A 23,681-nucleotide genomic window follows, 5' to 3' on the forward strand; every position below is an offset into this window, starting at 1 on the left:
GCCCGACGAATGGAGCGGACATGAATGTGCTCGTGGTCTACGAATCCCTGTGGGGCAACACCGAGCAGATCGCTCGTGCTGTGGCCGAGGGGTGTGACCGCGGCGGCACAGTGCACGTCGTGGATTCGGATTCTGCGCCTACCTCGATCGAAGGGTTCGATCTCGTCGTCGTGGGGGGACCGACACACGCCTTCTCTCTGACGCGCCCGGCGACCCGCGCGGATGCCGTGCAGTCCCACTCGGCGCCTCACGCGCCGGACCGCGGCATCCGTGAGTGGCTGGATCAGCTCGACGCCCTGTCCTCGCCCGTTCCCGCCGCCGTCTTCGACACCCGCGTCGACAAGCCGCGTCTGCCAGGCTCTGCGGCCAAGGTCGCGCGAAGGGAACTGCGCTCACTCGGATTCGACACGACGTCCAAGCCCGAGACCTTCCGTGTCCGCGGATACGCGGGCCCGTTGCTCGATGGCGAGGTGGAGCGCGCCAAGCGCTGGGGGAGGGAAATGGCCGCCGCGGCATCCGGCAGCGCCGACAGCGGGTTGAAGGCCTCGCCATAGGGGGCGGCGAGTTGCAGCTGTGGTCAGACCATGGCTAGTCTTGAAACGATTCACCGGAATCGCGACAAGGGAGTGACCATGGCCATCGACCGTCCGACCATCGAGCAGTACCTCGCCAACATGGGCGCGGCCGGGCACCGTATCTGCGAGATCGACGCGAGCGAGGCCGGGGCCGGCAACATCTCGATCTGCCTCGACGAGCTTTCGCGCGTTCGTCAGCTCTTCCCGGTCTCCGAGCGCATCGAGCTGCCGCTGGCGGCGCCCGCCTTGGCAGGGCGCACGCTGCTCGTCACCGGATCGGGGCGGCGACTGCGCCAGATCGCCGAGAACCCGCTCGCTGCCATCGCGGCGGTGATCGTGGATGCCGACGGCGTGAGTGCCGAGATGCTCTCGTCGCCGCAGCGCCAGTTCGACGCGCTCACGAGTGAGTTCAACTCGCATCTCGCGGTGCACGACGATCAGGTCGGCCGGCGCGGGCTGGACTTCCACGCGGTGGTGCACGCGCAGCCGCCGCACCTGACCTACCTCAGCCACGTGCCGACGTATCGGGACACCGAGACGATGAACCGCCGCATCCTGCGATGGGAGCCGGAGTCGATCGTGGCCCTCCGCGACGGCATCGGCGTGCTGGAGTTCATGGTGCCCGGATCCGCCGAGCTCATGGCTGCCAACGTGCAGGGCCTGCGCGAGCACGAGATCGTGCTGTGGAGCAAGCACGGCGTCATGGCCCGCTCGGATCTGTCGGTCACCCGTGCCGTGGACCGGGTGGAGTACGCCGAGACCGGCGCGAAGTACGAGTACATGAACCTCACCGCAGGCGGCCACGGCGAGGGGCTGAGCGCGGACGAGATCCGTGCCGTGGCCGACGCCTTCGGCGTGACATCGCGCTGGGTCTCCTGACGCGTCCGGCGATCGGCTGACCGCGCCCCCCGGGGCGGCACACGTCCGCCTCCCCGGGGTGGAGACTGGGTTCGTGCACATCGAGTTCGACTCCACCGTGTTCCGGTGGGATGCCAGGCCCGAGACGTGGCTGTTCACCGACGTGCCGGAAGAGCTCAGCGAGGACATCCGCGAGGTGACCGGCCCCTTCACGCGCGGGTTCGGCGCGGTGCGGGTCGAGGCGACCGTGGGCGGCACGACGTGGCGCACGTCGATCTTCCCCAGCTCGTCCGGTCGCTACTGGCTGCCGCTCAAGCGCGCCGTCCGCGAAGCGGAGTCCTTGCATGAGGACGGCCCGGTGACGGTTCGCATAGAGGTCCTCGACGCGTGAGGGGTACTCGCGCGTCTGCGCGAACGAGAGCAGCCCTGCCGAGCGCCCGGCCGCGCCGTCAGTCCCGTCGTCGACGGGACGTCCACAGCAGGTAGCCGCTCAGGCTCGTGAACGCGGTGAGCACGGCACCGGTGATGGCGCGTTGCCACGTGCGCAGGCGGTTGTCGCGGCCCATCAGCTGGCCGATGCTGTTGATGAGCGCCGCCGTGATGATGCCGGCGACCACGCGGTTGCCGATGCGCTCGGCGCGGGCGAAGAGCGGGACGAGCTCTGTCGCGCGCAGGTGGACCTCGATGCCGTTGTCATCGACCGACTCGATCAGCCGGCGAAGACGCGTGGGCAACTCGAGCATGAGCGCACCGGCATCGATCGACGCGCGTCCCATGCGCTTGGACAGCGCCTCGAACGACAGCCGACGGCGGATGAGGCGGCGGGCGTAGGGCGTGAGCACCGCGTTCAGGTCGAACGCGGGATCGAGCTGCACGCCCACCCCCTCGATGACGACGAGCGTGCGCACCACGAGGGAGATCTCGTGCGGCAGCTGCAGGTGGCTCTCGCGGAGGATGCGGAGCAGGTCGGTGACCATGCGGGTGAAGTGGATGTCGCCGAGGGGCTTGTCGAAGTGCTGCGAGAGGAAGGACGCCACACTCGCGCGCAGGGCTCGCCGGTCCACCGACCCCTGGGTGACGGACAGCTCGATCAGTGCGTTGGCGAGGGCTTCGGCGTCGCGGGTCCCCGTGCCGATGAACACATCGGCGAGCTGCTCGGCCAGTTCTTCGCTGAGCTCGCCGACCATGCCGAAGTCGATGAAAGCGAGCGTGCCGTCGGGGTGGACGAAGAGATTGCCGGGATGCAGGTCGGCGTGGAAGAACCGGTCCTCGAAGATCATCGTCAGCACGATCTTTCCGCCCGCCGCGGCGAGCGCGCCGGGGTCGATGCCTGCAGCATCCAGGGCTTGCCGATCACTCACCTTGATGCCGGTCATGCGCTCGAGAGTGAGCACGCGGGAGGTGGTGGTCTCCCAGAACACGCGAGGGATCATCACCCCGCGGCGTGCGGCGAAGTTCTGCGCGAACCGCTCGGCATTGCGGGCCTCGCGCAGGTAGTCGAGCTCGGCGCGCAGGGTGTCGGAGAACTCCTTCACGATGCCGGTGATGTTGTAGGAGCGGGCCAGCGACGACACCTTGGCCGCTCGGCCGGCGAGGGTGTTGATGATCTCGAGGTCGTCCTGCACCTGCCGGACCACCTCGGGGCGGCGCACCTTCACCACGACGGGCGTGCCGTCGCCGAGGGTCGCCGCATGCACCTGACCGATCGAGGCGGATGCCATCGGGGTCCAATCGAACGACGCGAAGAGTTCCTCCGGGTCGCTGCCCAGCTCCTGGTGGACGGTCTCCCGGATCCGCTCGGCGGGCACCGCGGGTCCGGCATCCTGCAGCTTCGACAGCTCGGTGATGTAGGCCGGCGGCAGCAGGTCGGTTCGCGTCGACAGCAGCTGACCCAGCTTGATGAACGTAGGACCGAGGTCCTCGAGGACCAAGCGCAGCTGGGTCGGCGCGTCAGCCGGCGGCGCGGGCGGAGTGCCGGCTGCGGCCCGCCGGCGCGCGGGGAGGAACCGCGTGATGCCGAGCTCGCCGGCGAGGAAGTCCAGACCGTGCCGGGCGAGGGTGTCGGCGATCTCCTGATACCGGCCCAGCGGTGGTGGCTGCATCGCCCCATCATCCCGAACCGTCGTGCCCGCCGACAAGGGCGGCCGGACGTCCTTGTGTCGGCGCGGTGCCCGGGTGATGCTGTGGGCAGTCGTCCCGCCATCGGCCGCCAGGAGGTCGCACCCCATGACGAAGACGTCGGTCGTGAGAGGGGAATGGCCACCCGGCATCCCCTATCTGCGGTTCGGGTCCGGTGCGCCGCTGGTGTACCTCCCCGGCCTCTCGGGCAGCCCTCACCTGCCGTCGCGTGCCGGGCTGGCCCTGCAGCAGCGCCTTCTCGCGCCGTTCGCGCGCAGGCGGGAGCTGGTGTGGCTGCAGTGGTCGCACGGACTGGTCGCCCCGGTGTCGATGGCGCAGATCGCGGCCAGGTCAGCGGCGGCGATCGCGTCGCACCTTCCCGCGCCGGTCGACGTGGTGGGCGTGTCGACTGGGGGGAGCGTGGCGCTGCAGCTGGCGCTGGACCACCCGCACCTCGTCCGCCGGCTGGTCATCGTCTCCGCGGCCTATCGCCTGAGCGACCACGGCAGTCTGGTGCAGCGAAGCCTGGCTGCCGCGGTGCACACGGGTCACACCCGGCGTGCCGGCGCGATCATGGCGGCGGAGGTCGCGGCATCCACGCCCGCTGCGGTCGTGTTCGGCGCGGCGGGGTGGCTGATGGGGCGCAGCACGTTCGCCGAGGCCGGCGCCGAGCTGCTCGCGGTCATCGAGGCCGAAGACGACTTCGACGTGGGGGAGCGGTTGGCAGAGATCGCCGTGCCGACGCTTGTCATCGGGGCGGAGCGCGACCGCTTCTACTCGCCGGAGCTCTTCCGCGACACCGCCGCGCGCATTCCCGGCGGCTGGGCAATCGTGTACCCCCGGGCCGGGCACCTGGGAACCACGCTGCACCGGCGCTATCACCGGGATGTGCTGGCGTTCCTGGACAGGCATTGAGCGAGCGCCGCGAGACGAAACGCGCCGCCGCTGGCCAGGTCGGCGATCAGGCGCCGGTCCGGGCGAGCGCTTCGCGCATCGCGTCAGCGAACACGTCACCGGCGACGTGCTCGGCATCGAAATGGATGCCGCACCAGAGCCGCCCCGCATACGAGACGGCCGCGACTCCGAGGCGCACGTTGCCCGCGATCACCGCGACCGGCCAGAGCGCGGTCACCGGCGCGCCGGCGAGGCGGAGCGCACCGCTCGGGCCGCGCACATTCGTGACGAAGCCCGCGACCAGATGCTGCCGCTTGGCCAGCTGGACCATGATCCGCGCACCGAGGGGGCCGCGCATCATCTCGAGCGTCCCCTGCCGTCGGGCCGCCGGTTTCTCCCGTGCCGTGATCGTCGCCACGGCCGTGAGCCGCTTGTCCGGGTCCGTGATGGTCAGAGGGAGGGGCACCACCATTAGTCCGACCTGATTGCTCGCCTGTCCGTGGCGGTCGAGGGCGACCGGGACCGACACCGCGAGCTCTGCGGGCACCGGTTCGCCGGAGGCGACGAGGGCCGCGTGATAGCCCGCGGCGATCACCGAGAGGAGGGCGTCGTTGACCGTGGCGCCCCGGGCGGCGGCATGAGACCGCAGGGCGCTGAGGTCGGCATCCGCAAACGCCACGGCACGCCGACGGCCCAGCGGTCCGAGCAGGACGGTGTCCGGCATTCGGTGCGCCCCGAGGGTCGCGGCGAATCGGCGAAAGGCGGCCGTGCGTGAGCGCGGCCCCGTCGGAGCTGCGCCGGGGAGGGGTGCTCCCGCGCCGTCAGCCGGGGACTGTGCGGGCGAGTCGTCCGCCGGGGCGAGCAGGCGGCGCACGATGTCGACTGCCGTCATTCCGTCGGCGAGGACGTGATGTATCCGCAAGATGAAGCCCACCCGCACGCCGTCCCGGCACGGCAGGATGAGCATCTCCCAGAGGGGGCGGTCGCGTGCGAGTGGGGTCACCATCAGGCGGGCGCACACGCGCTCGAGGTCAGCGGTGTCGGCGATTGGGTCGAGCAGGCGGATGTGCAGCTGCGGGTCGGGTGTCTTCTCCGACCACGCGGGCGCTCGCAGGAACCGCGGGGCCACCACCCGCCGCAGCTCGCGGATCGACCGCGCACGCACCGTGACCGCCTGCCGCAGTGCGTGCATGTCGACCGAGCCGTCCGGTGCGACGAAACCGCCGGGTGTGAGAAGACCGGCCACGAGGAAGACGTTCACCTGGTCGGGGCGGTCGATGATCAGGTTCGCCCGATCGCTCGGGGCGAGGCGCTGCGGTGGCACCCGCGTCGATGCGGGAGATGCGGGACCCGCCGTGCCGACGCCGCGCGAGGAGGCGTTCATGGCCTCATCCTGGCTCGCCGGCCCAGGCGCGACAAGGAGAGTGGGCGCGGCAACGAGCGTGGGGACGGTCTCGCGCGAAGATGAGTTCGCGTCACTCGCGGTGCTCAGCGACGCGCGCACCGGCGGCCGGTTCTCCGAACCAGCGGACGAGCGCGCTGCGTAAACCCCGCGCGTCCTCACCACGCCACGCGATGTGGCCGTCCGGGCGCAGCAGGACCGCCGCGGCATTCATCTGGGCGCTGCGGTCGACCACGAGATCGACGCGATCCGACCAGCCCGTGGCATCCAGCTCGCCGGTGGGAGTCAGCAGCAGCCCCCGCCCGTCGCGCATGCGCTCGTACAGGCGACCGTGCGTGAGGGCGACGTCCCGCTGGCGCCCGCCGACCAGCGGAGACGGGTCGCCGACGTCGTACCGGATGCCGATGGCCGTGATCTTCTCGATCAGGCGGCGGTTGACCTGGGGGATGGTCATGAGCTCGGTCATCAGGCGGCGCACCGCCTGCGGGCCGGGGGCTGTCAACGTCAGCTCGCTCTGCGCGCGCGTGAGGGAGAGCACATCGTCGGCAACGGGGCGGCGCTCGGACTCATAGGTGTCCAGGAGGTGTGGTGGCGCCCAACCGCGCAGCTCGGCGGCCAGCTTCCAGCCGAGATTGACGGCGTCCTGGATGCCGAGGTTGAGGCCCTGTCCGCCGAGGGGAGGGTGCACGTGGGCCGCATCTCCCGCCAGCAGCACGCGCCCGACGCGGTAGCGCTCGGCCAGCCGCGTGGCGTTGCCGAAGCGCGAGAGCCATCGCGGGGAATGCGCGCCGAAGTCGGTGCCCGCGTGGCGGCGCAGCTGCGCGCAGAACTCGTCGAGCGTCGGCGTCGTGGTGCGGTCTTCCGCGACGCCGTCGGCGGGGACGACCACGCGGTAGCGGCCCTCGCCCGAGGGACCGGCGCCGAACCCGCGCTGCGTCCGCCGCACCTCGGCCGTCACCGCTGCCACGGTCTCGGGCGGGGCGGTGAGCTCCATCTCGCCCAGCAGCCACTCCATCGTGGCGGGTTCGCCGGGAAAGCCGATGCCGGCCAGGCGACGCACCGTGCTGCGTCCGCCGTCGCACCCGACGGCGAAACGGGCCCGCAGCGATGTGCCGTCCGCCAGACCCATCTCGATGCCGTCGCCGTCCTGCGTCAGCGCGACGACGGTCGAGCCGCGCCGGATGTCGGCGCCCAGCGCGGCGGCGTGCTCGGTCAGCAGGCGATCGGTGAGGGGCTGCGGGATGCCGAGGATGTAGCCGTGGGCGGTGTCGAGGTCCTCCGGCCAGGGGCTGTCGATGCCGGCGAAGTACCCCCCGATCCGGTACTGCGTGCCGAGCGCGAGGAATCGGTCCAGCAATGCGCGCTGGTCGAGCAGCTCGACGCTGCGCACATGCAGCCCGAGCGAGCGCACCTGCGGGGACGGGGCGTCGTCCTTTTCGAGAACGACCACCCGCACGTCGTGAAGCCGCAGCTCCGCCGCGAGCATCATGCCCGTCGGTCCGCCGCCCACGATGATCACGTCGAACATGACACGCCCCCTGCTCCCGGCTGCCCGCCCCGGCTGCCGCCCTGACTGCTCCGCCCCGACTGGCCCGCAGCTGGTCCGCAGTATCTGGCCCGCAGCGGCGAGGCCGCCCATCCTGCCCCCGCGAGGGGGTCTTGCCGCAAGCCCCCGTCGGCCCGATATCCTGGACATGGCAGGGAGAAGTCCCTGCCATCGTCGTATCGGGAGACAGCCGGCCGGACATGGGCTTCACGCGCGAGCAGCTGCAGGCGTTCCGCGACACGAGCGTGCCCGACCTCATGCCGCCGCACCCGCGATTGGTGTTCGTCGGCATCAACCCGGGGCTGTGGACCGCGGCGACCGGCGTGCACTTCGGTCACCCCGGCAACCGGTTCTACCCGGCTCTCTTGGCCGCCGGCATCCTTCCCCGCCTCCCGCGCATCGCCGACGACGGCATGCCGCCGCGCGATCGCGACATGCTGCTGAACGCCGGCATCGGCATCTCGAATCTCGTGCCGAGGGCGACGGCGCGCGCCGATGAGCTGTCGCGCGAAGAGCTGCGGGCGGGCGCCCGGCGGCTCGAGACGGATGCCGCGGGGTGGGATGCCGCGGTGATCGCCATCGTCGGCATCACCGCCTACCGGCAGGGTTTCGGCAGGCCACGCGCGACGGCGGGGCGGCAGAGCGAGATGCTCGGCGGTTCGCAGCTGTGGGTGGTGCCGAACCCGAGCGGTCTCAACGCGCACGACACCGTCGCCTCGCTCGCCGCGGCGTATGCCGAGCCGGCGCGGGCGGCGGGCCTCGACGTCGGCGGCGCTGGCGCTGTCGCTGCCTGTGCGGGTGTGGGGCGGTGAGCATGTCGCCGGCGGCGGGTTCCGTCCGTGCGCCGGTGCTGCTGGCGCTGCCGTTCGAGGGGCGATGGCTGGTGCAGAACAGCCCGGCCCGGCGCGTCCCGAGTCACGGCGTGGATGTGCTGGGTCAGCGATACGCGATCGACTTCACCGGGGTCGACGAGCGCGGGCGCACCGCGTCGGAGTGGGGGTGGGGAACGATTCTGTCGACCGAGCCACCCGAGCGGTTCGTCGGGTTCGGCAGGCCGATCCTCGCGCCCGTCGACGGCGTGGTGGTGAGCGTGCACGACCGTGAGACCGATCATGAGGCGCGTCGCTCGCAGCTCGCGCTGGTGGCGTACGTCGCGGGGCAGGCGGGACGCCTGCGGGACGGCCCCGCGGCGGTTGCGGGGAATCATGTCATCGTGCGTGACCGCGTGAGCCAGGCGTTCGTCGCGCTGGTGCACCTGCAGGCCGGGTCCCTGCAGGTGCGACCGGGCGACGAGGTGGTGGTGGGCGAGCAGCTCGCCCGGTGCGGCAACTCGGGCAACTCCACCCAGCCGCACGTGCACGTGCAGGCGATGGACAGCGACGACCTCCGCGTCGCGCGCGGGCTGCCCATCGCGTTCGCCGCGTACCGGCAGTGGGGCCCGAAGGGCCGCGGCACCCGCGACGTCGCCCGCGGCATCCCCGACGAGCGCGCGATCGTCGCCCCCGTTCCCGAGTGAGTATTCGCGGCCTCGAGTGAATACTCACTCGGCGGTCACGCGCGGAGGAACGCGACCCCGGCCTGACGGAAGTCGCGGGAACCCGGCGCGTTGACGTGGGTGCGCCCCGGGATCTCCACGAACGTGCCCTGCGGCGCCGATGACGCCAGCCGCCGCGACTCCTCCAGAATCGGATCCTCGCTCCCGGTGGCGAACAGCACCGGCTGCGTCGGCGGCGACGCCGGGTCGGGGTCGCTGTCGCCCAGCCGCATCCCCTCGGCGAGCGCGACGAGGGCCTGCAGGTCGTTGCTGGACACCCGCTCCGCCAGCGAGATGTACCGGCGAGTCACCTCATCCTCCACCGGCCGCCCGTCGTCCAGGTACGCCTTCACCTGGGCGATCTGCATGCGCGCAAGCGGTCGGCCGTCGGGGATGCCGCCGAGCACCGCGCGCTCGATCCGGTGCGGAACGTCCACCGCCGCCTGCCAGCCGACGCGACCACCGAGCGAGTACCCCACGTAGCGCACGGAGTCGAGCAGATACGTGTCCAGCACCGTCACGAGGTCGGTCACCAGGCCTGTCATCTCGTACGATCCCGGGGCGTGCGGCTTGTCGCTGGCCCCGTGCCCCCGCTGGTCCACCGCGAGCACCCGCAGCCCCGCCGCGAGCAGGTCCCGCACCCATCCGGTGGCCACCCAGTTGTCGCGGGTGCTCGATCCGAACCCGTGCACGCACAGCACGGTCGGCGCGGTCTCGTCGCCCCACGTGTACGTCGCGAGGCGGTCGCCCTCGGCCGTCATCACGAATTGCGGTGCGGGCAGGCGTGTCAGTCCGGCGGGTGCGGCATCCATACCCCGATCCTTCCGCATCGCGCACGCCGCGGCATCTGTCCGCACCTCAGCCCATTACAGTGACCGGATGCCGCGTCCCGTCCGCCGTCGCCTGCTCTCCGCCGGCCTGCTCGCGGCGACGATCATCACGGGACTCGCCGTGCACCGCTGGGCGCCCGACACTGCCGCATCCGACATCGCGGGGGACGCGCTCTACGCGCTCGCCGCCTACCTCGGGCTCGCGATGCTGGTCCCCGAAGCGCGCCCACGGGTCCTCGGGCTGGTGGCAGCGGCGTGGTGCACCGCCGTGGAACTGCTCCAGCTGACCGGCCTCCCCGAGCGCCTCGGCACCACCTTCCCGCCCGCGATGCTGCTGCTCGGCACGGTCTTCGACGTCAGGGACCTGCTGGTCTACCTGCTCATGGTCGCGCTGGCGATGGCCGTCGACGCCGCGCTCCTCGCGGCCGCGGGTCGGCGGCTGCCACGCCGCACCCGGTCAGGGTAGCCGCGCCGGGGCGCGCCGCAGCGTGGCATTCTGGACAGGTCAAAAGGAGCACTCATGCAGCAGCGTCCTCTCGGTCGCACCGGTCGGTCCATCTCGGCGATCGGACTCGGAACCTGGCAGCTCGGCGCCGACTGGGGTGTCGTCGACGAATCCGACGCCCGGCAGGTGCTGGCGGCATCCGTCGACGGGGGAGTGACCCTCTTCGACACCGCCGACGTCTACGGCGACGGCCGCAGCGAGACTCTCATCGGCGGGTTCCTCGCCGACCGGCCGGGTCACGGCATCACGGTCGCAACCAAGATGGGGCGCCGCATGGCGCAGGAGCCCGAGAACTACACGCCCGAGAACTTCCGCGCCTGGACCGACCGCTCCCGCGCGAACCTCCGGGTCGACACCCTGGACCTCGTGCAGCTGCACTGCCCGCCCACCGAGGTCATCGAGGCGGATGCCACCTACGACGCCCTGGATGACCTCGTCGCCGACGGCACCATCGCCGCGTACGGGGTGTCGGTGGAGACCTGCGCGCAGGCCCTTGCCGCCATCGCACGCCCCAACGTCACCAACGTGCAGATCATCGTGAACCCCTTCCGGCTGAAGCCCCTCGACGAGGTGCTGCCGGCGGCGGCGGATGCCGGCGTCGCGATCTTCGCCCGCGTGCCGCTGGCCTCGGGCCTGCTGAGCGGCAAGTACACGGCCGCGACCACCTTCGCCGAGAACGACCACCGCACGTACAACCGTCACGGCGAGGCGTTCGACCGCGGCGAGACGTTCTCGGGCGTGGACTACGACACCGGGCTCGCGGCCGTCGCCGATCTCACGGCGGCACTGCCCGAGGGCGTGTCGCTGCCGGCGGCATCGCTCGCCTGGGTGGCATCCCGCCCGGGTGTCACCAGCGTCATCCCCGGTGCGCGCAATGTGCGCCAGGCGTCCTCGAACGCGGCCGCCGCGGCCCTGCTCGAGCCGGGCGCCTTCGACATCGACGCGTTCGACGCCGCCGTGCACGCGGTGTACGACCGTCACCTGCGCGCCGACATCCACCCGCTCTGGTGACTCGGCGCCGCTGAGCTTGCGGCCAGCGGGCCCGCGGGCCCGCGGGCCCGCTGGCCGGCGCGCCTCCCAGCGCCCCTGTGGATCACGCCCGCGGAGCCCCGGCGCAAAGCCATACGCTGGCGCCGTGTCGGGACTCCGGGTGATGTGGGAAGCCACGCCGCTCGTGGTCGCGCCCCTCGCAGTCGCCTACGCGCTCTTCGCCGCCGCGACCGTCGCGCTCACCGTGGTCGACCTGAGGAGCCACCGGCTTCCGAACGCACTCGTCCTTCCGCTGTACCCGCTGATCCTCGTGCTGTTCGCGCTCGCCGCTCTGGCAGCCGGCGACGGGGTGCCGCTGGTCACGGCCCTCCTCGGCGGCGGGGTGCTGTTCCTCCTCTACGCCACCCTGCGGGCGATGGGTGGAGGCGTGGGAGGCGGCGACGTGAAGCTGGCCGGTGTGGTGGGTATGGTCCTCGGGCACGCGGGGTGGCCGGCGGTGCTCATCGGCACCGCCGCCGCATTCGTCCTGGGGGGAGCGGTCGCGCTCTTCCTGCTGGCCTCCGGGCGGGCCACGCGCACCACCCGCATCGCTTTCGGTCCTTACCTGCTCGGCGGGGCGTGGCTCGCCCTCGCGGCATCCATCGCCGCCTGAACCGCAACCTTGCGCACGCGCCCCGCGCTCCGCCGGGACCCCGCGCTTCCATGCCGGCCCGGGCGGCGTCAAGTCCGGCGGGCCGTCGCGCCACGCGGCTAGGGTGACGGCATGAGCGAACCGAACGCCGTGCAGAAGGTCATCGCCTGGGCGCTGTCGAAGAAGCCCGTGCGCGCCCTGCTGCTCTACGTCGAGCACCGCGGCCCGGTCCTGGCCGACAGCGTCACGTACCGCACGCTGTTCAGCGTCTTCGCGGGCGTGCTGCTCGGGTTCTCGATGGCCGGGCTCTGGTTGGCGGGTAACCCCGCCGCCTACGATGCGCTGATCTCCGCCGTGAACAACACGATCCCCGGCATCGTCGGGGAGGGGGGGATCATCGAGGATCCGCGATCGGTCTCGGTCAACACCGGCTTCACCGTCGCCGGCGTGATCTCCCTCATCGGTCTCATCGGCGCCGCCATCGGCGCGGTCGGCACGCTCCGCGCCGCCATGCGGATGATCGCTGACCGGGTCACCGAAGACCTCATGATCGTGTGGGTGCTGCTGCGCAACCTCGCCCTGGCTATCGGCATCGGGCTGGGGCTCGCGGCGTCCGCTGCGATCACCTTCCTCGGCACTGCCGGACTCGCGATCGTCGCCGACTGGCTCGGCGTCTCCTCGTCGTCGACGCTGCTCGAGATCGGCGGGCGGGTGCTCACGATCGTCGTCGTCTTCGTTCTCGACACCGTCATCGTCGCCGTCTCGTTCCGGGTGCTGTCGGGGCTGCGCCCCTCGGCCCGGGCACTGTGGAGCGGCGCCCTGCTGGGCGGCTTCGGGCTGACCGTGCTGCAGGTGCTGTCCGGGCTGTTCGTCGGCGGCGCCTCGGCCAACCCCCTGCTGGCGACGTTCGCCTCGCTCATCGCGCTGCTGCTCTGGTTCAACCTGTCGGCCCAGGTGATGCTGATCGCGAGCGCCTATATCGTCACCGGCGTGGAGGAGGAGAGCGACCGCGTCCGCGCCCGATACGGGGCGAAGACCTTCACGCAGCGTCGCGTCCGCCGCGCCGAGAACGCCGTCATGGTCGCCTCCGGTGAGCTGACGGCCGCACGCGATGCCGAAGCCGAAGAGCGCAAGAAGGCGGCGGAGAAGGAAGCCGAAGACGCCCGCCAGAAGGCGGACGCATGAGCCTGACGCCCGCCTACACCGCCGCCCAGGTGCGGGCGGCTGAGGCGCCGTTGCTGGCGGCGGGGGAGCCTCTGATGGACCGCGCCGCGGCGGCCCTGGCGACGGTGCTCCGCCGCGAGCTGACTCCCGGCGGCAGGGTGCTCGTGCTCGCCGGCCGTGGTGACAACGGCGGCGACGCGCTGCTGGCCGCCGCGGCGCTTGCTGGGGAGGGCGTCGGCGTCGACGTGCTGCAGACGGCGGATGCCGCCCACGACCGGGGCCTCGGCACCGCCCTGGCCGCAGGCGCCCGCCCGGTCACCCTGAAGCAGGCGGGTGCCGCCGACCCCGCCTACGACCTCGTCGTGGACGGCATCGTCGGCATCGGCGCCTCGGCGGACCCTTCGCTGCGTGGCGGCGCGCGCGAGGCCGTCACGCAGCTGCTGACCGCGGTGCGCTCGGGCCGCTCCCGCGTCGTGGCGGTCGACATCCCCAGCGGCGTGCAGCCCGACGACGGCACCGTCGGCGACGATGTGGTGCTGCCGGCGGCGGTCACCGTGACCTTCGGCGCGGTCAAGGCCGGGCTGATCCGGGGTGCCGGCGCCGACCTTGCCGGTCGCGTCGTGCTCGTCGACCTGGGCCTGGACCTGCCAGAGGAGCACGCCGTGGCGGCCGGCGACGTCGAGCGCTTCGCCGACATCGCCTGAACGGTCGGGCCGCCGAGCGTCGCAACCACCGGCGGAAAGGGGGGAGTGGTTCACGCACCCCCGCCAGGGTGGGTAGCGTCGTAGTCGTGGCCCAACAGTTCGAGACAAACAGCACCTCCCCCTCTGCGCACCGCGCGACGCACCCGCTGGCCATCGCGCCGGTGGCTCCGCCCGCGCCGACGGTCGATGGATTCGTGCAGGAGTTCCTGCAGAACCTCAACCTCGAGCGAGGGGTGACGCTGTCGGCATCCACCGCCAACGACCGCTACGTCGCCCTTGCCACCACCGTGCGGGACTATCTCGTCGCCCGGTGGTTGGAAGACCGGCGGGCTCAGCGCGAGTCGCACGCGAAGACCGTCTGCTACCTCTCAGCCGAGTACCTGCTGGGGCGCCAGCTCGACAACAACCTGCTCGCCGCAGACCTGACCGACGTCGCGACCGAGGCGCTGGCCGCGTGCGGAATCGACATCGACGAGCTCCGCGCGATCGAGGTCGAACCGGGGCTCGGCAACGGCGGCCTGGGGCGGCTTGCGGCGTGCTTCATCGACTCGCTCGCCACGATGGGCGTGCCCAACGTCGGCTACGGCATCCGCTACGAATACGGCATCTTCCGCCAGACGTTCGTCGACGGCCAGCAGGTCGAGCAGCCCGACGCCTGGCTCGCGCTCGGCTCGCCGTGGGAGTTCCCCCACCCCGAAGCGGCCCAGACGGTCTCGTTCGGCGGTCGCACCGAGACCTATGACGACGGCGGCGTCACCCGCACCCGCTGGATCCCGGACTGGAGCGTCCGGGCCGTGCCGTACAACTACATGGTGCCGGGCTACCACAACGGGCGCGTCAACACCCTGCGGCTGTGGTCCGCCGTGGCGACCGATGCCTTCGACCTGCGCATCTTCAACGCCGGCGACTACGAAGAGGCCGTGCGCGCGCAGACCTACGCCGAGAACATCTCCAAGGTCCTCTACCCCGAGGACTCCACGCCCCAGGGCAAGCAGCTGCGGCTGCAGCAGCAGTACTTCTTCGTCGCGGCATCCATCGCCGACATCCTCGACGACCTCGGCGACGCCGACCTTCGGACCCTCCCCGACCGGGTCGCCTTCCAGCTCAACGACACCCACCCCGTCATCGCCGTGCCCGAGCTCATGCGGGTACTCGTCGACGAGCGGGGCATGGACTGGGACGCCGCGTGGGAGATCACGCAGCAGTGCTTCGGCTACACCTGTCACACGCTCTTGCCCGAGGCTCTCGAGACCTGGCCGGTGGACCTGCTGGGGCGGCTGCTGCCGCGCCATCTGGAGATCATCTTCCACATCAACGCCGACTTCCTCGCCGCGGTGCGCGAGGCGTACCCGGACGACGAGATGCGCGTGCGCGACATGTCGATCATCGCGGAGTTCCCCCAGCGCTCGGTGCGGATGGCGTATCTGGCGACCGTCGCCGCCTCGAAGGTCAACGGCGTGGCCGAGCTGCACTCGCAGCTGCTGCGCGACACGGTGCTGCACGACTTCAATGAGTTCTTCCCCGGCAAGTTCACCAACGTCACCAACGGCGTGACGCCCCGCCGCTTCCTGAGGCTGGCCAACCCCGAACTGTCGTCCCTCATCACCGCGGCCATCGGCGACGGGTGGGTCACCGACCTCGATCGCCTGCGCGAACTCGAGCCGTTCGCCGAGGATGCCGAATTCCGTGCCGCCTTCGCCGACGTCAAGGCGGCGAACAAGCGCCGGTTGCACGAGGTGCTGCGCGCCCGCGACGGGTTCGAGATCAGCGACGGCCACATGCTCGATGTCATGGTCAAGCGTCTGCACGAGTACAAGCGGCAGACGCTCAAGCTCCTGCACGTCGTGACGCTCTACGAGGGCGTCCTCTCCGGCCGCCTGGACGTCTCCGCCCTGCAGCCGCGCACGGTGATCTTCGGTGCCAAGGCGGCGCCGGGCTACGCGATGGCCAAGCGCATCATCCACCTCATCAACGCCGTCGGATCGGTCGTGAACACGGATTCGCGTCTGGAGGGTCGACTGCAGGTGCTCTTCCCGCCGAACTACAACGTCACCCTCGCCGAGCGCGTGATCCCCGCCGCCGACCTCTCCGAGCAGATCTCGCTCGCGGGCAAGGAGGCCTCGGGCACCGGCAACATGAAGTTCGCCCTCAACGGAGCGCTCACGATCGGCACCGACGACGGCGCGAACATCGAGATCCGCGAGCTCGTCGGCGATGAGAACTTCTTCCTCTTCGGCATGAGCGAGCCCGAGGTCGAAGCGCTCGCTGTCGCCGGCTACCGGCCGAGCGAGTACTACCAGAGCGACGACGACCTGCGCCGTGCGATCGATCTCATCGCATCCGGCGCGTTCTCGGGCGGTGACCCGTCGGTGTTCGAGCCGATCGTGTCGAACCTGCTCTACGACGACCGCTTCATGGTGCTGGCCGACTACCGGTCGTACATCGACGCGCAGGCGCGGGTGGATGCCGCGTACGCCGACCGCGACGCGTGGACCCGGTCGGCGATCCTCAACGTCGCCCGCACGGGGTTCTTCTCCTCGGACCGGTCGATGCGCGAGTACATCGACCGCATCTGGCACGTCCCCGCGGTCGACTGAGGGCGGGGCGCGGCGGGGCGGTGCCTCAGCGGGCGTAGCGCTCGACGAACGCGCGCAGGATGCCACCGGTGTGCGTCACCGGCAGCCGGCGCACCGCCTCGAGCGTCAGGTCCAGTTCGTCCGGGGCGAAGTATCCGTACTTCGCGTAGGCGCGGATGCGGGTGGAGATCCCCTCGACGTCGCACTCCGGATGGAACTGCGTGGCGTAGACGTTCCGGCCGACGCGGAACATCTGCACGGGGCAGGCCGGCGACGTCGCCAGCAGCGTCGCCGACGGCGGAAGGACGGCGATCGACTCCTTGTGGCCGACGAATGCCGCGAACTCGTCCGGCAGGCCGGCCAGCAGCGGGTCGGCGGCGCCTTCGGGCGTGCGCTGCACGGTGACGACGCTGATCGGCTCGCGATAGGTGCCGTCGATCACCGCGCCCTGGTGCGAGCCCAGGGTGCCGATGCCGTAGCAGGCGCCGAGAAACGGGAAGTCCCGCGGCACCACCTGGTCGAGCAGACGCGCGAAATCGGCCTCGGCGCGCCGCTGCACGGCGGACTTCTTCTCCGGCGGGTCCGAGGCGTTGAACGGTCCGCCGCCGACGAAGACGCCCGAGTAGTCATCGAGGTCCACCTCGCCCAGCGGCTCCGCTTCGAGCCGCTTGCGCACGAGATCCCGCTCGTCCAGCCCGGTGTAGCGCAGGAACAGCGCGTACTCCTCGTCGGCGGGCACGTCTTCGGCGCGGGTCGCCAGCAGCAGGAAGGGCTTCATCGCGCCTGAGTCTATGCCGCCACAGACCCCTGCTTGGCCAGCCGTGCTCGGTGGATGCCGCGGCGCGCCCTATTGTGACTGGTGACGGCCGCAGACCCCGCGGCCGCGACAGCGACGTCGCAGGGAGAACCCCATGTCCACCATCGCCTGGATCGGCCTCGGCCACATGGGTGCGCCCATGGCCGCCCACCTCGTGTCCGCCGGACACACCGTGCGGGGCGTCGACCCGTCGCCTGCCGCCCGCGAAGCGGCCGCCGCCCGCGGCATCCAGATCGCCGACGGCCTCGCCGACGCGCTCGAGGGCGCGGACGCCTGCTTCACCTCGCTCCCCGGGCCCGACCAGGTGCGCGCCGTGTACGGGGGAGAAGGCGGCGTGCTCGCGCACGCGGCACCCGCCACCTTGCTGCTGGACACGTCGACCGTCGACGTCGGCACGTCGCAGTGGTGCCACGACGAGGCCGCCGCGCGCGGACTCTCGTTCGTCGACAGCCCCATCTCGGGTGGCACGGCGGGCGCCGAGGCCGGCACGCTGTCGTTCCTCTTGGGTGGGCACCCTGATCACGTCGAGCGGGCGCGCGCGATCGTCGACCCGATGGCCCGCACGGTCATCGCCTGCGGCGAAGCCACGAGCGGCATCGCCGCCAAGCTCGCGAACAACATGATGCTGTTCATCAGCGTGCTGGCGATGTCGGAGGGGTCGCAGCTCGCCGAGCACCTGGGACTCGATCCGCACGTGTTCTGGCAGGTGGTGGATGCCTCGTCCGGCCAGTCGTGGGCGCAGCGCACCTGGTACCCGGTGCCGGGGGTCGTGCCGACGGCAGCCGCCAACCACGACTTCGATGCCACGTTCTCCGTCGATCTCGCCCGCAAGGACGCCGCGCTGGCGGTGAAGGCGGGAGAGGCCACGGGCGTGCATCTGCCGGCCGCGCGGCTCGCGCTGTCGCAGCTGGATCAGCTGGCCGAAGAGGGCCTGGGGGGCAAGGACTGCACGCTCATGGCCCGTTTCGCCTCACCCGACGGCACGCTGCGAGGCTGGGAAGGCGCGCGCCCGTAGCATCCGCGGTGCTGCCGGGCAACGACGCGGAAGCGCAAGGCGGGCGGGGCTATGGTCGAAGCAGGAGGTCAACTCATGGCTATTGCACGTATGCACGGAGGTCCGCTCGACGGACAGGTTCTTCCCCTCGACGACCCGGACATGGACCGGCTGATCCTGCCCTACAGCGAGACGCAGGTCGTCTACGAGCGGGAAGGTGCTCCGGAGAACACCGGTGACGACGACGGGCCCACCGAGGCGGTCTTCCGCTTCGTCGAGTCGCAGGACGACATCGACCCCGACCCCGACGACCACCCCGACCTGCCGTAGTCGCGTGGCAGGCAAGCCCGACCGCCCCACCGCCGACGACGAGCCGCAGCGCTCGCTCGAGGTGGAGCGCAAGTACGACGTCGACGACACCGTGGCCGTGCCCGATTGGACGGCACTGCCCGGCGTCGCCGCCGTCGGCGAGGCCGAGCGTCGGGACCTCGACGCCCGCTATCTCGACACCGCCGAGGGACATCTCGCCCGAGCGGGCGTCGCGGTGCGGCGCCGCTCGGGGGGACCCGATGCCGGCTGGCACATCAAGATCTCCACGCCCGAGGGAAAGCACGAGTGGGCGTGGCCCCTCGGCGAGGAACCCGCCGCCGACCTGCTCGAGCTGCCGGTGCCCTCGAGCGTGGTCGATGCTCTCTCGCAGTGGGCGGAGCCCCCGTTCACGGCGCTCGCGCGGATCCGCAACGCGCGCGTGGCGTATGCCCTGACGGATGCCGCGGGGGGACTCGTCGCGGAGTTCGTCGACGACCACGTGACCGCGCGCGACGAGCGCCACGGCACGGAATCATCCTGGCGGGAGTGGGAGCTGGAACTCGGCCCCGCGGCCCCCGCCGACCCGCAGCAGCGGGCGGCGCTCTTCGCCGCCGCCGACGCCCTCGTGGCCGAGGCGGGCGGGCGCCCCGCGGCATCCGGTTCGAAACTCGCGCGGGCGCTCGGCTTCTGACCCGCGGCCGCTGAGCGAGCGCAGCGGGACGAAACGCGCCACCAACGCCTGACGCCGCCCCCGGCTTCGTCTTGGGGCGGCGTCAGGTGGTGCGGTGACGTCTGGCGTCAGATGTTGATCATGTGCCCGGCGAGGCCGTGGAAGGCCTCCTGCAGGGCCTCGGACAGCGTCGGGTGCGTGTGGACGTTGCGGGCAGCCTCGAGAGCGGTGAGGTCCCACTTCTGCGCGAGGGTCAGCTCGGGCAGCAGCTCCGACACGTCGGGTCCGATGAGGTGTCCACCCAGCAGCTCGAGGTGCTCGGCATCCGCGATGAGCTTGACGAAGCCGATGGGCTCGCCCAGGCCGTTGGCCTTGCCGTTGGCGCTGAAGGGGAACTTCGCGACCTTGACGTCGTAGCCGGCGTCGCGCGCCTGCTGCTCGGTGAGGCCGAACGACGCCACCTGCGGCGAGCAGAAGGTCGCCCGCGGCATCATGCGGTAGTCGCCGAGCGTCTGGGTCTCGGCCTTGGCGATGGTCTCGGCGGCGACGACGCCCTGCGCCTCGGCCACGTGGGCCAGCTGCAGCTTCGCGGTCACGTCGCCGATGGCGTAGATGCCCTCGACGTTGGTGCGCATGTAGTCGTCGATCTCGATGGCGCCACGGTCGGTCAACTTGACGCCGGTGTTCTCCAGGCCGAAGCCCTCGACGTTGGCGGCGAAGCCGATCGACATCATGACCCTGTCGGCCTCGATGGAACCGGGGGTGCCATCGGCGTTGGCGGTGTACGCGACGGTGACCTTCGAGCCGTCGTCGGTGACCGACTCCACCTTGGTGGAGGTGAGGATGTCGATGCCGTACTTCTTGTACTGTCGCTGGATCTCCTTCGAGACCTCGGTGTCCTCGTTGGGCAGCGCCCGGTCGAGGAACTCGATGATCGTGACCTTCACGCCGAAGTTGCTCAGCACGAAGGCGAACTCCATGCCGATCGCGCCGGCGCCGACGATGACGATGGAACCGGGCAGGTCGCGGGAGAGGATCTGCTCCTCGTAGGTCACCACGTTCTTGCTCAGCTCCACGCCGGGCAGCAGTCGCACCCGGGAGCCGGTCGCGATGATCGCGTTGTCGAACGTCACGCGCTCGGTCGAGCCGTCGGCCTTGGCCACGTCGATCGTGTGGGCGTCCGCGAAGGTACCGCGACCCTCGTACTCGGTGACCTTGTTCTTCTTCATCAGGTAGTGGATGCCCTTGACGTGGGTGTCCGCGACCTTGCGGCTGCGATCCCACGCGGTGCCGAAGTCGAAGTGCACATCCCCCGAGATGCCGAACAGGTCGGCCTTGTGGAGGAAGGTGTGGGCGAGGTCGGCGTTTCGCAGGAGAGCCTTGGAGGGGATGCAGCCCACGTTGAGGCACACACCGCCCCAGTACTTCTCTTCGATGATCGCGACGGACAGGCCGAGCTGTGCGCTGCGGACCGCTGCGACATACCCGCCGGGGCCCGCGCCGAGGATGACGACGTCGTAGTGAGGCATGACCACCAGCCTAGTCCTCGTCGGCCGGGCGTTCCTGGGGGCCGCCCGCAGCCCCGTCGGTGCGCCGGCGTCGGGCGCGGGAGCCGAGCAGGTACGCCACGGCGGCGATGGCGGCCAGCAGCACGATTCCTCCGAGCGCCCAGGGCAGCACCGAGGCGGCATCGTCGTCAGCTGCGGGGGTGGGCGTTGCCGACTCCGTAGCCGGCGCGGTGATCTCGTCCGCGGTCGGCTCGGCGGTGGCGGGGGGTGCGGTGACTGCCTCCGGGGTAGGCGTCGGCGCGCCGGCTGCCGTGATCTCGAAGCGGAATTGACCGTCGATGGGGTGGCCGTCACTGGAGGTCACCTTCCAGGTGACGGTGACCTCACCGGCCGCGTCGCCCTCGAGCGACTGGGTGACGACGGTGCCGTCGACGACCGGATCGCCGTCGGTGAGGTCGGTGCCGGCGGCATCCGTCACCTCCACCAGCGTCGCGGTGGGCTCGTCGAGGACACCGGCCGAGAACGTGAGCGTCAATTCGGGCGGCAGCGCGGCGACCGTGCTCCCGTCGGCGGGATCCGACGCGATCAGCTCGTCGTGCGCGGCGGCGGGGGCCGCTGTCGCAAGCACACCGGCCAGGCTCAATCCCAGGGCGGCGGTGAGGGTGCCCAGAAGGGCTCGGCGGGGGGTGCGGGTGGGGGAGGGCATCACCTCTCCGACCCTACCCGGGGGCTACCGCGCGTCGGCCGGCCGTCCTACCATGACCGGCAGGCGGGCCCCCTGCTCGTCGAGCACGGACGATAAGAGGTGGGCGATGGACTCCAGGATGATGGATGCCGTGTCGAAGGACATGTCGGCGGTTCCCGGCATGGACACGATGGACATGGCGCTGATGCAGGCGTGTATGGACGCGTGTTCCGCGTGCGAGCAGGCGTGTGTGGTGTGTTCGACGCAGATGATGGACTGCGCACCGGCGTGCATGAACTGCGCCGACATGTGCAACACGATGATGCGCGCCATGCTGCGGATGCAGGGCATGACGCCCGCGTCGATGATGGCGGTGTTGGATGCCTGCATCGCGATGTGCGCCACGTGCGAGGACATGTGCCTGCCGCACGCCGAGATGAGCGAGGTGTGCCGCATGTGCGCCCAGGCGTGCCGCGCATGCATCGACGCGTGCCAGGCGGTCAAGGACTCGATGACGGTCTGAGTCGGCGCCTTCCGGATCCGTCGGCTTCGTTCGTCCCGGGGACGGACGCTCCTACTCGGCGTGCCCGCCGATCGGAGCGACGTTGAACCACCGTCTGCCCACGGCCAGCACCTGGTAGCGGCGGTGGAGGGCGACCGGGGTGCCGACCTCAGCGACGTGCGCCGCGCCCGCCGCGCTCCATACGATCGCGGACTCGCCGGTGTCGACGGCGCGCAGCGAGACCGTCCCGGCGGCGGCATCCACCTCGTCCACGATCGCGTCCGACCATTCGGCCGGGGTCGCCGACGCCAGGCGGGCCTGGATGAGGTGCACCGCGTGGCCGGGGGCGAACACCGAGCACCGCTGCCCGAGCATGCACATGCAGGCCGTCCGCTCACGCACCTCGGTGGGCGGGCGGTGGTTGCGCGGCGTGGTCATGGCGCGGTTCCTTCCTGGTTCTCCGGGGCTGACGCAGGCCACGCTACGTGCGGGAGGCCGCATCGGCACGCGCGACGACACACACCGAAACACCCCGCGCCCGGTGTGTGCGGCTCGATTCGCACTGCACGCGCCACGGCGCATCCACTAGGCTGAATCGCCAAGGAGGAAGCGTGGACGAGAACGACCGTCGAGAGCACGGAAACATCCACCGCAATGCGGCGGATGCGAGCACCCCTGCGGGCGGGTCGGATACGACGCAGACCTTCGGTCACGACTCGGACCTGTCCTTCGTGCCGTTCGGCAGCGAACTGACCGAGGCAGAGCTCGAGGCGATCGCCTCGCTGCCGTCGAGGTCGGCGCTGCTCATGGTCCGCTCCGGCCCCACGGCAGGCGCGCGGTACCTGCTCGACAGCGACGTCGCCACGATCGGCCGCCACCCCGAAGCGGACATCTTCTTCGATGACGTGACCGTCTCGCGCCGTCACGCCGAGATCACACGCACCGGACTCACGTTCGAGATCGTCGACCAGCGGTCGCTGAACGGCACCTACGTCAACGGCGAGCGGGTGGACCGCGCCATCCTCACCGACGGCGCCGAGGTGCGCATCGGCAAGTTCCGGCTCAACTTCTTCATCGCACCGGTCGACCGCGCGGCGAGCGCTTGATGGCTCAGGCCTCACCCCGCGGACGCTCAGCGCCCGCGGGATATCTCAGCATCGGGCAGGTACTGGCCCGGCTGTCACCTGAATTCCCCTCCCTCACCAGCAGCAAGCTGCGCTTCCTCGAGGTGCAGGGGATCGTCGCGCCCACGCGCACAGAGTCGGGCTACCGCAAGTTCTCCCCGGGCGACCTCGAGCGGCTGCGGCTGGCCCTGTCGCTCCAGCGTGACCACTACATGCCGCTGCAGCGCATCCGCGAAGTGCTCGACGAGCGCGACGCGGGTCACGACCTCGGCGCGCTCATGCCGCCGTCGATCACGGCCACCCCGCGCCGATACCGGCGAGACGAGCTCATCGCCGCCGCCGGCGCCGAGGCCGGGCTGCTCGGCGACGCGATCACCGCGGGTCTGCTGGCCGGTGCAGACAGCTACGACGAGCGCGCGCTGACGCTGCTGCGCGCGCTGGCCGGGCTGGCAGAACACGGCATCCAGCCCCGCCACCTGCGCTCGCTGCGCCAGAACGCCGAGCGCGATGTCGCCCTGGTCGAGACGGCGCTGGCACCCATGCTGCGTCGCAGCGACACCAACGCCCGCGCCCGTGCGGGTGAGCTGGCACCCGAACTCGTGCGCCGGCTGGACGAGCTGCGTGTCGCTTTCGTGCAGACGGCGCTCGAGAGAATCACGCCGTAGCGCGACACGCCGACGTCTGGAAGCGGATGTCATTGAAGGTGCCCCTCGGCTCCTCTAGCGTGGAAGAACCGACCGAACAT

26 protein-coding genes are annotated in these 23,681 nt (G+C 71.1%); 18 read left to right on the plus strand and 8 right to left on the minus strand.

Annotated features, from left to right (window positions below):
* Positions 1-20 precede the first annotated feature (20 nt).
* The 3 genes from QNO21_RS04590 to QNO21_RS04600 all read left to right on the plus strand — a co-directional run bounded on the left by QNO21_RS04590 (position 21) and on the right by QNO21_RS04600 (position 1,824).
* Positions 21-554, plus strand: coding sequence for a flavodoxin family protein (locus tag QNO21_RS04590; protein WP_257515156.1), 534 nt, complete (start codon positions 21-23; stop codon positions 552-554).
* A gap of 78 nt (positions 555-632) precedes the next feature.
* Positions 633-1,454: a class II aldolase/adducin family protein gene (locus QNO21_RS04595; protein WP_257515155.1), complete on the plus strand. Its 822-nt coding sequence runs from the start codon at positions 633-635 to the stop codon at positions 1,452-1,454.
* A 73-nt stretch (positions 1,455-1,527) separates the two neighbouring features.
* Entirely contained in the window at positions 1,528-1,824 is a 297-nt protein-coding gene (locus tag QNO21_RS04600; RefSeq protein ID WP_257515154.1) for a DUF1905 domain-containing protein, read from the plus strand.
* Between the two features lie 58 nt (positions 1,825-1,882).
* On the opposite strand, the gene QNO21_RS04605 is transcribed toward QNO21_RS04600, so the two are convergent.
* A complete protein-coding gene (locus tag QNO21_RS04605) occupies positions 1,883-3,535 on the minus strand; it encodes an ABC1 kinase family protein (RefSeq protein WP_257518701.1) in 1,653 nt (550 codons plus the stop codon).
* A gap of 124 nt (positions 3,536-3,659) precedes the next feature.
* Between QNO21_RS04605 and QNO21_RS04610 the strand changes: the two genes are divergently transcribed.
* Positions 3,660-4,466 (plus strand): alpha/beta fold hydrolase, encoded by an 807-nt coding sequence (locus QNO21_RS04610; RefSeq protein ID WP_257518702.1) that lies wholly within the window; start codon positions 3,660-3,662, stop codon positions 4,464-4,466.
* A 46-nt stretch (positions 4,467-4,512) separates the two neighbouring features.
* Here the strand turns inward: QNO21_RS04610 and QNO21_RS04615 are convergent, their stop codons facing one another.
* The gene (locus tag QNO21_RS04615; RefSeq protein WP_257518703.1) at positions 4,513-5,829 is read right to left on the minus strand and encodes a wax ester/triacylglycerol synthase domain-containing protein; all 1,317 of its coding nucleotides are present in this window, start codon (positions 5,827-5,829) and stop codon (positions 4,513-4,515) included.
* A gap of 91 nt (positions 5,830-5,920) precedes the next feature.
* Positions 5,921-7,375 (minus strand): rifampin monooxygenase, encoded by a 1,455-nt coding sequence (gene rox / locus QNO21_RS04620; protein ID WP_257518704.1) that lies wholly within the window; start codon positions 7,373-7,375, stop codon positions 5,921-5,923.
* A gap of 218 nt (positions 7,376-7,593) precedes the next feature.
* Between rox and QNO21_RS04625 the strand changes: the two genes are divergently transcribed.
* Both QNO21_RS04625 and QNO21_RS04630 read left to right on the plus strand, forming a co-directional pair.
* A complete protein-coding gene (locus QNO21_RS04625; protein ID WP_257518705.1) occupies positions 7,594-8,205 on the plus strand; it encodes a mismatch-specific DNA-glycosylase in 612 nt (203 codons plus the stop codon).
* A 2-nt stretch (positions 8,206-8,207) separates the two neighbouring features.
* Positions 8,208-8,909 carry a M23 family metallopeptidase gene (locus QNO21_RS04630; protein ID WP_257518940.1) on the plus strand — a complete coding sequence of 234 codons (702 nt, stop codon included), beginning with the start codon at positions 8,208-8,210 and terminating at the stop codon, positions 8,907-8,909.
* Positions 8,910-8,944: 35 nt separating this feature from the next.
* On the opposite strand, the gene QNO21_RS04635 is transcribed toward QNO21_RS04630, so the two are convergent.
* Entirely contained in the window at positions 8,945-9,739 is a 795-nt protein-coding gene (locus QNO21_RS04635; protein WP_257515149.1) for an alpha/beta fold hydrolase, read from the minus strand.
* Between the two features lie 67 nt (positions 9,740-9,806).
* Between QNO21_RS04635 and QNO21_RS04640 the strand changes: the two genes are divergently transcribed.
* From QNO21_RS04640 to QNO21_RS04665, 6 genes are all read left to right on the plus strand, one after another.
* On the plus strand, positions 9,807-10,223 hold the full coding sequence (locus QNO21_RS04640; protein ID WP_257518706.1) for a ribosomal maturation YjgA family protein: 417 nt from the start codon (positions 9,807-9,809) through the stop codon (positions 10,221-10,223).
* A 54-nt stretch (positions 10,224-10,277) separates the two neighbouring features.
* Entirely contained in the window at positions 10,278-11,273 is a 996-nt protein-coding gene (locus QNO21_RS04645) for an aldo/keto reductase (RefSeq protein WP_257518707.1), read from the plus strand.
* A gap of 124 nt (positions 11,274-11,397) precedes the next feature.
* On the plus strand, positions 11,398-11,904 hold the full coding sequence (locus QNO21_RS04650; RefSeq protein ID WP_257518708.1) for a prepilin peptidase: 507 nt from the start codon (positions 11,398-11,400) through the stop codon (positions 11,902-11,904).
* Between the two features lie 111 nt (positions 11,905-12,015).
* Entirely contained in the window at positions 12,016-13,068 is a 1,053-nt protein-coding gene (locus tag QNO21_RS04655; RefSeq protein ID WP_257518709.1) for a YihY/virulence factor BrkB family protein, read from the plus strand.
* Entirely contained in the window at positions 13,065-13,751 is a 687-nt protein-coding gene (locus QNO21_RS04660; protein ID WP_257518710.1) for an NAD(P)H-hydrate epimerase, read from the plus strand. Before QNO21_RS04655 ends, QNO21_RS04660 begins: the two co-directional genes overlap by 4 nt.
* Before the next feature lie 161 nt (positions 13,752-13,912).
* On the plus strand, positions 13,913-16,348 hold the full coding sequence (locus QNO21_RS04665) for a glycogen/starch/alpha-glucan phosphorylase (protein WP_257518941.1): 2,436 nt from the start codon (positions 13,913-13,915) through the stop codon (positions 16,346-16,348).
* A gap of 25 nt (positions 16,349-16,373) precedes the next feature.
* Here the strand turns inward: QNO21_RS04665 and QNO21_RS04670 are convergent, their stop codons facing one another.
* Positions 16,374-17,105: a glutamine amidotransferase gene (locus QNO21_RS04670; RefSeq protein WP_257516355.1), complete on the minus strand. Its 732-nt coding sequence runs from the start codon at positions 17,103-17,105 to the stop codon at positions 16,374-16,376.
* A gap of 133 nt (positions 17,106-17,238) precedes the next feature.
* Between QNO21_RS04670 and QNO21_RS04675 the strand changes: the two genes are divergently transcribed.
* The 3 genes from QNO21_RS04675 to QNO21_RS04685 all read left to right on the plus strand — a co-directional run bounded on the left by QNO21_RS04675 (position 17,239) and on the right by QNO21_RS04685 (position 19,138).
* The gene (locus QNO21_RS04675; protein ID WP_257518711.1) at positions 17,239-18,159 is read left to right on the plus strand and encodes an NAD(P)-dependent oxidoreductase; all 921 of its coding nucleotides are present in this window, start codon (positions 17,239-17,241) and stop codon (positions 18,157-18,159) included.
* Positions 18,160-18,234: 75 nt separating this feature from the next.
* Positions 18,235-18,468, plus strand: a complete 234-nt coding sequence (locus tag QNO21_RS04680) for a response regulator (RefSeq protein ID WP_257516353.1) — start codon at positions 18,235-18,237, stop codon at positions 18,466-18,468.
* Between the two features lie 4 nt (positions 18,469-18,472).
* A complete protein-coding gene (locus QNO21_RS04685; RefSeq protein ID WP_257518712.1) occupies positions 18,473-19,138 on the plus strand; it encodes a CYTH domain-containing protein in 666 nt (221 codons plus the stop codon).
* 107 nt (positions 19,139-19,245) lie between these two features.
* Here QNO21_RS04685 and lpdA read toward each other — a convergent pair whose 3' ends face one another.
* Both lpdA and QNO21_RS04695 read right to left on the minus strand, forming a co-directional pair.
* Entirely contained in the window at positions 19,246-20,646 is a 1,401-nt protein-coding gene (gene lpdA / locus QNO21_RS04690) for a dihydrolipoyl dehydrogenase (protein WP_257518713.1), read from the minus strand.
* A gap of 10 nt (positions 20,647-20,656) precedes the next feature.
* Positions 20,657-21,331 (minus strand): copper resistance CopC family protein, encoded by a 675-nt coding sequence (locus QNO21_RS04695; RefSeq protein ID WP_257518714.1) that lies wholly within the window; start codon positions 21,329-21,331, stop codon positions 20,657-20,659.
* Between the two features lie 121 nt (positions 21,332-21,452).
* Here QNO21_RS04695 and QNO21_RS04700 point away from each other — a divergent pair, with 121 nt between their 5' ends.
* Positions 21,453-21,833 (plus strand): four-helix bundle copper-binding protein, encoded by a 381-nt coding sequence (locus tag QNO21_RS04700; RefSeq protein ID WP_257518715.1) that lies wholly within the window; start codon positions 21,453-21,455, stop codon positions 21,831-21,833.
* Between the two features lie 51 nt (positions 21,834-21,884).
* Here QNO21_RS04700 and QNO21_RS04705 read toward each other — a convergent pair whose 3' ends face one another.
* A complete protein-coding gene (locus QNO21_RS04705; protein WP_257518716.1) occupies positions 21,885-22,250 on the minus strand; it encodes a hypothetical protein in 366 nt (121 codons plus the stop codon).
* A gap of 173 nt (positions 22,251-22,423) precedes the next feature.
* Here QNO21_RS04705 and QNO21_RS04710 point away from each other — a divergent pair, with 173 nt between their 5' ends.
* Both QNO21_RS04710 and ftsR read left to right on the plus strand, forming a co-directional pair.
* Positions 22,424-22,918, plus strand: a complete 495-nt coding sequence (locus tag QNO21_RS04710) for an FHA domain-containing protein (protein WP_257514947.1) — start codon at positions 22,424-22,426, stop codon at positions 22,916-22,918.
* Positions 22,918-23,601, plus strand: a complete 684-nt coding sequence (gene ftsR, locus QNO21_RS04715) for a transcriptional regulator FtsR (RefSeq protein WP_257518717.1) — start codon at positions 22,918-22,920, stop codon at positions 23,599-23,601. Before QNO21_RS04710 ends, ftsR begins: the two co-directional genes overlap by 1 nt.
* Positions 23,602-23,681: the final 80 nt, after the last annotated feature.

The organism is Microbacterium sp. zg-Y818 (assembly GCF_030246905.1).
Classification (GTDB): domain Bacteria; phylum Actinomycetota; class Actinomycetes; order Actinomycetales; family Microbacteriaceae; genus Microbacterium.

Bases quoted from the DNA above. Each gene is read 5' to 3' on its own strand.
- QNO21_RS04705 (WP_257518716.1), bottom strand. From the start codon at position 22,250: ATGACCACGCCGCGCAACCACCGCCCGCCCACCGAGGTGCGTGAGCGG.
- QNO21_RS04595 (WP_257515155.1), top strand. From the start codon at position 633: ATGGCCATCGACCGTCCGACCATCGAGCAGTACCTCGCCAACATGGGC.
- rox (WP_257518704.1), bottom strand. From the start codon at position 7,375: ATGTTCGACGTGATCATCGTGGGCGGCGGACCGACGGGCATGATGCTC.
- lpdA (WP_257518713.1), bottom strand. From the start codon at position 20,646: ATGCCTCACTACGACGTCGTCATCCTCGGCGCGGGCCCCGGCGGGTAT.
- QNO21_RS04675 (WP_257518711.1), top strand. From the start codon at position 17,239: ATGTCCACCATCGCCTGGATCGGCCTCGGCCACATGGGTGCGCCCATG.
- ftsR (WP_257518717.1), top strand. From the start codon at position 22,918: ATGGCTCAGGCCTCACCCCGCGGACGCTCAGCGCCCGCGGGATATCTC.
- QNO21_RS04635 (WP_257515149.1), bottom strand. From the start codon at position 9,739: ATGGATGCCGCACCCGCCGGACTGACACGCCTGCCCGCACCGCAATTC.
- QNO21_RS04610 (WP_257518702.1), top strand. From the start codon at position 3,660: ATGACGAAGACGTCGGTCGTGAGAGGGGAATGGCCACCCGGCATCCCC.
- QNO21_RS04670 (WP_257516355.1), bottom strand. From the start codon at position 17,105: ATGAAGCCCTTCCTGCTGCTGGCGACCCGCGCCGAAGACGTGCCCGCC.
- QNO21_RS04630 (WP_257518940.1), top strand. From the start codon at position 8,208: ATGTCGCCGGCGGCGGGTTCCGTCCGTGCGCCGGTGCTGCTGGCGCTG.
- QNO21_RS04695 (WP_257518714.1), bottom strand. From the start codon at position 21,331: ATGCCCTCCCCCACCCGCACCCCCCGCCGAGCCCTTCTGGGCACCCTC.
- QNO21_RS04625 (WP_257518705.1), top strand. From the start codon at position 7,594: ATGGGCTTCACGCGCGAGCAGCTGCAGGCGTTCCGCGACACGAGCGTG.
- QNO21_RS04655 (WP_257518709.1), top strand. From the start codon at position 12,016: ATGAGCGAACCGAACGCCGTGCAGAAGGTCATCGCCTGGGCGCTGTCG.
- QNO21_RS04605 (WP_257518701.1), bottom strand. From the start codon at position 3,535: ATGCAGCCACCACCGCTGGGCCGGTATCAGGAGATCGCCGACACCCTC.
- QNO21_RS04645 (WP_257518707.1), top strand. From the start codon at position 10,278: ATGCAGCAGCGTCCTCTCGGTCGCACCGGTCGGTCCATCTCGGCGATC.
- QNO21_RS04680 (WP_257516353.1), top strand. From the start codon at position 18,235: ATGGCTATTGCACGTATGCACGGAGGTCCGCTCGACGGACAGGTTCTT.
- QNO21_RS04700 (WP_257518715.1), top strand. From the start codon at position 21,453: ATGGATGCCGTGTCGAAGGACATGTCGGCGGTTCCCGGCATGGACACG.
- QNO21_RS04640 (WP_257518706.1), top strand. From the start codon at position 9,807: ATGCCGCGTCCCGTCCGCCGTCGCCTGCTCTCCGCCGGCCTGCTCGCG.
- QNO21_RS04660 (WP_257518710.1), top strand. From the start codon at position 13,065: ATGAGCCTGACGCCCGCCTACACCGCCGCCCAGGTGCGGGCGGCTGAG.
- QNO21_RS04590 (WP_257515156.1), top strand. From the start codon at position 21: ATGAATGTGCTCGTGGTCTACGAATCCCTGTGGGGCAACACCGAGCAG.
- QNO21_RS04615 (WP_257518703.1), bottom strand. From the start codon at position 5,829: ATGAACGCCTCCTCGCGCGGCGTCGGCACGGCGGGTCCCGCATCTCCC.